This is a genomic window from Parabacteroides sp. AF18-52 (assembly GCF_003479145.1).
GTDB lineage: Bacteria > Bacteroidota > Bacteroidia > Bacteroidales > Tannerellaceae > Parabacteroides > Parabacteroides faecis.
This window is the reverse complement of the sequence record NZ_QUGR01000006.1, coordinates 343,366-349,867: the sequence shown is the minus strand read 5'-3', so window position 1 is coordinate 349,867 and position 6,502 is coordinate 343,366. Positions and strand designations below refer to the sequence as shown.

General features: G+C 48.3%; 5 protein-coding genes and 1 pseudogene. 1 reads left to right on the top strand and 5 read right to left on the bottom strand.

Annotation, left to right across the window (positions count from 1 at the left end; all coding sequences use genetic code 11):
• The coding region (locus DWX23_RS12890; RefSeq protein ID WP_182422707.1) for an RteC domain-containing protein at positions 1-135 on the top strand (135 nt) is incomplete at its 5' end.
• Positions 136-216: 81 nt separating this feature from the next.
• Here DWX23_RS12890 and DWX23_RS12885 read toward each other — a convergent pair.
• The 5 genes and pseudogenes from DWX23_RS12885 to mobA form a co-directional block, all read right to left on the bottom strand.
• Positions 217-1,422, bottom strand: coding sequence for a TraM recognition domain-containing protein (locus DWX23_RS12885; RefSeq protein ID WP_122374765.1), 1,206 nt, complete (start codon positions 1,420-1,422; stop codon positions 217-219).
• A gap of 4 nt (positions 1,423-1,426) precedes the next feature.
• Positions 1,427-3,079 carry a group II intron reverse transcriptase/maturase gene (gene ltrA / locus DWX23_RS12880; RefSeq protein WP_122374764.1) on the bottom strand — a complete coding sequence of 551 codons (1,653 nt, stop codon included), beginning with the start codon at positions 3,077-3,079 and terminating at the stop codon, positions 1,427-1,429.
• A gap of 639 nt (positions 3,080-3,718) precedes the next feature.
• Positions 3,719-4,642 (bottom strand): annotated as a pseudogene (locus DWX23_RS12875) (YWFCY domain-containing protein); the annotation flags it as partial.
• 30 nt (positions 4,643-4,672) lie between these two features.
• Entirely contained in the window at positions 4,673-5,920 is a 1,248-nt protein-coding gene (gene mobB, locus DWX23_RS12870) for a conjugal transfer protein MobB (RefSeq protein ID WP_032543188.1), read from the bottom strand.
• Positions 5,899-6,327 (bottom strand): conjugal transfer protein MobA, encoded by a 429-nt coding sequence (gene mobA, locus DWX23_RS12865; RefSeq protein WP_005809224.1) that lies wholly within the window; start codon positions 6,325-6,327, stop codon positions 5,899-5,901. The genes mobB and mobA overlap by 22 nt, the downstream gene beginning before the upstream one ends.
• Positions 6,328-6,502 lie beyond the last annotated feature (175 nt).

Here is a 6,502-nt window from a genome sequence, read left to right as displayed (position 1 = left end):
AAAGACTGCTACCGCTTCTACACTGATATCAAACGCCGGAAGAACGAAAGCCGCACCTACTTCCTTGACAAAATGCAGGAAAAACTGAACGAGAAGATGCTCCGTGACGAAGAGATGGAGCGTATGAGAAGATAGACTAAGAATCCCTAAAGAATAACGGGCGGAGCAAGTTTGATACTTTGTTCCGCCCGCTTTCATTGCCTCACGTCAGCCCGGTTATTTCTGCTGTAACAGGTGTTTCAGATTGTCGTCGTTGGCAATCCGCTCCAGTTCCTCCTGAACAATCTGCTTGACTTCCTCCTTGATGCGCCTGTAATTCGCCTGCACCGTTTCCTTCATGTGGTCGTTGCCATCCTCGTCCGTGAAGTCGGTAATGACGGGTATCTTCTTGTAGGCTTTTTCCTCGCGTTTCACCTTCTCTGCATCCACGACAATCTCGCAGTGAAAAATCTTCTGTTCAATGCGCTCGTTGAAGTTATCGGACACAGAACCGACAAACATTCCCTGCGTCAAGCCGGAAATCTTGCTGGGCGGGATAAGCGCGTCCATCTGCGTATTGATAGAGGTGGAAACGTCCTGCCGGTTGATGGAAATGGACTGCCGTTTCTGCAAGACCTTTCCGAAGCGTTCGGATAGCGTCTTGGCGGTTTCACCCACCACCTGCCCGGAGAAGATATTACCGACGGTGTTCATCACGACTTTAGCTTCCTTATCGCCATAGTCGCGCACCAACTGGCTGAAATCCTGAAAGCCCAGACACACGGCAACCTTGTTGCTTCGTGCGGTGGCAATAAGGTTGTCCAGCCCCTTGAAATATATCGTCGGTAGTTCATCTATAATGACCGACGACTTCAGCATCCCCTTCTTGTTGATGAGCTTTACGATACGGGAGTTATACAGACCGAGAGCCGCACCATAAATATTCTGACGGTCGGGATTGTTACCCACGCACAGGATTTTCGGCTCTTCGGGATTGTTGATATCCAGCGTAAACTCGCTGTCCGACATTACCCAATAGAGTTGCGGGGAAATCATGCGCGAGAGCGGAATTTTCGCCGATGCTATCTGCCCTTGAAGCTGCTCAGCCGCCCCACCGAGCCAAGCATCCATGAATGGTGAGAGGTAGTTTTCAAGTTCGGGATATGAAGAAAGAATCGGGAAAATATCCTCGTAACGGCGGTTCAGGAACTCAATGGCATGGGGAAACGTGCAATACTTACCACCCTTATAGATTTTGAGATACCATATAATACTGGCAAACAAGATAATAGGTGATTCCACGAAGAAGTCACCCTGCTTCTGCACATCGGGTAAGTCAGAGGCATTGCTGCCTCTTCCTCCCCTAAGAACCGTACGTGAGAGTTTCCCCTCATACGGCTCAAGCAACTCAATATTCCTATTTGTTATTAGAAATCGGCTCATACTTTCAACATTTTCGTTTATTTTGCTTGTAGCAGTTGTTGTGGACAAGTTGTCGTACAATCGAACCGTTAACATGTATTTCGTTGACGTTCCATGCTTTTGTACAATCTATAACTTTTCCACATAACGGACATGTCCGATTCTGCTTGTTCCATAAATATAAGAGAGACTTACGTCCTTTGAGAGATTCCAGCATTTGTTGTTCCTTTCGCTGAGAGAAATAATCATCATAGTCAGGGTCGAAAGGATTTGCTTCACCCTTGATTTGTTTATACGGAGTATAATGTATATCCGACAACCTTTTAAGAGTCAAGTAATTTACTTTCTTGTTCTTTGATTCATATTTCCATGCAAATGTCCATTTACGCCCCCGAATTTCGTGCCAATACTTGTCTGCCACCCAGGTTATGCGTTTCTTCGGATGACGGCGTAAAGCCCATTGTTTCGTGAGGTTATAAATGTGGTAGTCGCAATCATGAAAAGCAGCGGTTGATGCACCATATCGGTAGTAATTTCCCCAGCCTGTAATTACAGGATTGAGCATTCGTATCAGCGATTCCTGCTTACACGTTTTATGTCCTTTAACGATGTCACTAATTTTAGCTCTAAAGCGTTTCTGTGCCTCTTTTGACGGTGACGTGTATAGCCTTTTGCCAAACTTCCTTATATTGAAACCTAAGAAATCAAAACCGTTGTATATGTTTGTAATGGTAGTTTTCTCTTCGGATAAAGTAAGACCTCTTTCTTTGAGAAATTCTATTACTATAGGTTTGACCTCGTTTTCCAAAAGCTCCTTATCCCGACCAGTGATTATAAAATCGTCCGCATATCTGATAAGATTCACTTTGTAGTGGAATGTCTTATAGTTGATGAAACGTCTTTTGAATCTTTCGGCCAAGAGTGGTTGAAGTCCGTCAAGTGCCATATTTGCAAGTGTCGGTGATATGATACCTCCTTGTGGTGTACCTTCTTCTGTCGGGAACAGTTTGCCATTGAATACAGCTCCACATTTCAGCCATTTTCTGAGTATCGTCTTATCCATAGGAATATGATTAAGAAGCCAGTCGTGGCTGATGTGGTCGAAGCAGCCTTTAATATCTCCCTCCAAAATCCATTCGGGGGAATGTTGGCGGTTTAGAACCGTGTCAATCTGACGGATAGCGTCCATTGTCCTGCGTTTCTTGCGGAAACCATAGGAAAAACGGTCGCCTGTCGTTTCGGCTATCGGTTCCAAAGCCATTAGGTATAATGCTTGCATCGCTCTGTCTTTCATTGTCGGTATTCCCAACGGTCGAAGTTTGCCGTTCTTTTTCTTGATATGAACCCTACGGAGCGGTTGAGGTTTATAACCACGGCGTTTGAGTTCATCAATTGCTTTGTACTTGCGCTTGGGAGAATCCCAAAGCTGTTTATCTACTCCAGACGTATTCTTCCCTTTGTTGGAAGTAACCCTCTTTACCGCCAATGCCTTGGCGTAAAAAGAGTGAGTAAGCATCCATTGTAAGGCTTTTACCTTATTATGTCTGCCTTCTTTCTGAGCCTTTACAATACGCGCTTGTAGCTTTCGGACATAGGTTTCACACTTGGACCAGTCCATACCGTCCCAAGTCTGATTCCTGTTGTCAGCAGGCGCACACGATGTTTTAGTTTCGTTCATTTGCTTTCCTCCTTTTGAAAGTTCTATAAGTTATCTTGTAAAGAGTTACCATATACGGAAGTCTGCCCACTTTCGTGTCGGATGATGTCACCAACAGCAACCCGTGATGTCGATTCAATCCGTATCCACCCCATTACAGGATGGCGTTCGCTTTTTCCGTTATCTCATACCTGCACCCCATTCGGCTTGCCTTGCGGTTTGCTTACTCGTTTTCTTACGAGAGAGATACAGGCTTGCCCTGTTCCACGTAATTGACAAACGGATAGTTTAGGTTCTGCCAAGTCCGCCGGCAGTTCTGTGTCCGTGTAACCCTAACATGGGCAAGGGTTATCCGACTGCTTACCTTTTGGTGAGAGCTAAAGTATCTTGCGCTCCTTCAAACCTTACGACGGCTAAAGTCAGTTCACTTACGTTAACCATGCTATCCAGCCTCGCCACTTGGCAGTATGATACTAACCACCCTTGACTTTCCCTCACGGTTCAGTCTTGTCCTTTCGGAAAGTGTACTTTGTCCTATAAGCTTGGCACAACCCATCACTGGAGATGCACCTTATAGTAGGCTACCGCTGACGGAACAGCGGGTTAAATCTTACAATATACATTGTTGTTTAACAATCAATTACGTGACTTTCCAGGTCACACCCACGTTTTATTGAGATTGAGCATAATCGTGTACGCACTCTCGTAAGCGTCTGTAATATCCTCCATGAAATCCGGGTGAATGGGATTGCACCGATGAGAGCGTCGCGGGTCGTCGAAGTTGATCACATAGAACTTCGGCTTTACCTTGTAGCCGTCCGGGGGGTTCAGCAAATGGTTGTAGGCAATAGTAGATAGGTCGGGATACTTGAAATCGTAGATGTATTGACTAAAGCCCTTTTCAATCTGTTGCTTGATAAAATTGTTTACCACGGCATAGGACTTGCCGCTGCCCGGCGTACCCAACACGATGGACGCACGGAAGGGATTAACTACATTGATCCAACCGTTGTTCCAGCGTTTCCTGTAATAGAAACGTGTCGGCAGATTGACCGAATACTCACTTTCTATGAGCCGTGTTTCCTGCATGAAACTCTCGTTCTCGTTGTTGAATACATCGTCCATGAGGTTGTGCTTCAACAGGCGGCTCATCCACAGACCACCCATCAACAGGCAGACATAGCCCGTTCCAATGGTAAGGACATACAGTCCCGTCACCGCTTCAAGCGGCAGCGGCAGGGGCAGCAACCACCAGTTCAGGAAAAACAGCACGAACCCGACGGCAAATGCTGTCCAGATTCTCCCCCAAGTGATTTTCTCACCCTTGACACCCTTCGTACCCAGACAGGACAAGGCAAGCAAAAGGACGGAAAACAGCTTCGTGTAGAGAATGGAATGGAACAGCCCCGCCGTGCGGTCGAAGTTCAGAAGGATTTTGTCCACCACGCCGATGTTCACGCCCCACAGCCGGATGGCTTCGTAGCAGAACCAGTACACGTTCATGACCACTAAAATGATACTCACGGCACGCAGAAAATCCATGATTTTCGCCAATGCCCTCAAATCGTCTTCTTGTTGTGACATACATTGATTTTTTAATTGTTGATACTCTGATTACATACCCAAGCCCTTGCGTTTTTTCTTCTTTTTGCGCTTCATCGCCCGGATGAAGGCTTCCTCTTCAGCGTCCACTGCCGGACCTTCGGGGGCAAACAGGTTCATGCCGCTGGAATGGCTTTCGTATTCCCCTCCGGAATATCCTTGCCTGTTCTCCAGTTCCTCCACCGGAACGGAGAGCGGAATCGGCGGCTGTCCGGCATAAGGCAGCGTGAAGTGTTCCTGCAAGGCGTTGGCAGAAAGTTCCTTGCCCATGCGTGAGCCGTTTAACACGCAGCCCGTGCGGTGGTCGATGAACGTGGCTCCATAGATGCGCCCTTCCTCCGTGTAGCGTAGCACGGTGTCGATGCCCTTCCTTTTGAGCGTGGCAACAAACTTCTCCTTGTCATACGTGCCTTCCAGCACGGAAAAGACGGTGCGTTTCGTCATGTCAGCAAGTTTCCTGTCCTTAATCTCCTGCTTGGAACGGGCAAACTTCTTCTGTACGGCTTCATAGCCGACGGACTTCCCGAACAGTGAGGACTTGAAAGGATTACCGACCTTGTTACCCTTATCGTCCGTGACGGAATAGACCAGCCCGTGATACTCACGTCCGCGCACATTGCCATGCGCTTCCTCCACCGTCATATTATATAAGGAAAGAAGGGCGCGGTATTCGCCCATCGTCTGAAACTTGTATCTGCGGTTCAGTTCTCTAATCAGATTCCCCGCCTGCTTCTTCACGTCGCCCGCAGAAGCGTCCACTTTGCGCAGCGGCGTATCAAGACGGCGGTTCTTGCGTTCCGCGTCGTGCAGCCCGTATTTCCGTTCCAGTTCGCGTGTTATCTGCTTGCTCCGGTAAAAGTTATTCCGGGTGTCTATGCTCCTGCCTTCCTCGTCCACCCTGACCGTCACAATATGCAGATGGTGGCGGTCGATGTCCTCATGCTTGAAAACGAGATACGGCTGGTTGCCGAACCCCATCTTCTCCAGATACTCCCGTGCGATGTCCTGAAGTTCTGTGTCCGTCAAAATATCGTCGGGATGCGGATTGAGCGAGATATGCACCACCGGTTTCTTCACCTTCGACCGCACGGGCATCAGAGCGAGAAAGTCCTCCATAGCCCGGTGGATATCCACCGTCCCCGAACCGTCATTGTAGATGCGGTTGGTTGTCAGAAGCCGCCCTTTCGCCTCGTTGATCTTTTCCCCGTTGTAGGCAAGTGCGCCGTACAACGAGTTTCCTACACTGATTTTTGCGACCATTTTTCCTGCATCTCTCTTGAAAGTTCCACAATCCGGCGGCTCAGTTTCACGAGTTCGACGGTCTGTTGCTCCAGCTTGTAGAGCAACGCCATCGCCTTTTTCTCGGAAAAATGCAGCCTCAGTTCCTTCACGACTTGGTTGTAGTTCGTGCCTATCGCGCGGAACTGCGCATGAAAATCGGACAGTTTGGTGTAGTAATCCACCAGCGTCTTGTCCACTTTCAGCACTTTGAACGGCTGCCCGAAGAAGTGCGCTTTCAGGAAGACCGACTTGGCGTAAACGCCCGACTTCTCGAACATGGAGAGGAAACGGTTGTGTTCCTCCTCGCTGAAACGGACGGTGTAGCGGAACACCGCCGGATCGAGTTTGGGATTTCTCCCGCCTTTGTTTCTTCTTTTTTCACTCATATTACTTTGGATTTAGCGGTTTGACGGCATAAGCCGCCGCTTCGAGGCACAGCACCGCAGGTTTGAGAGGCTTCCCGACTTCGGAGGGTAAGCCCGCCCCCCTGCAAGGGCAAGGCGTTTTCGTGGCTGCTCAAAATATTTTGAGCGGCTGAAAACATACCTTGCTATGTTCAGG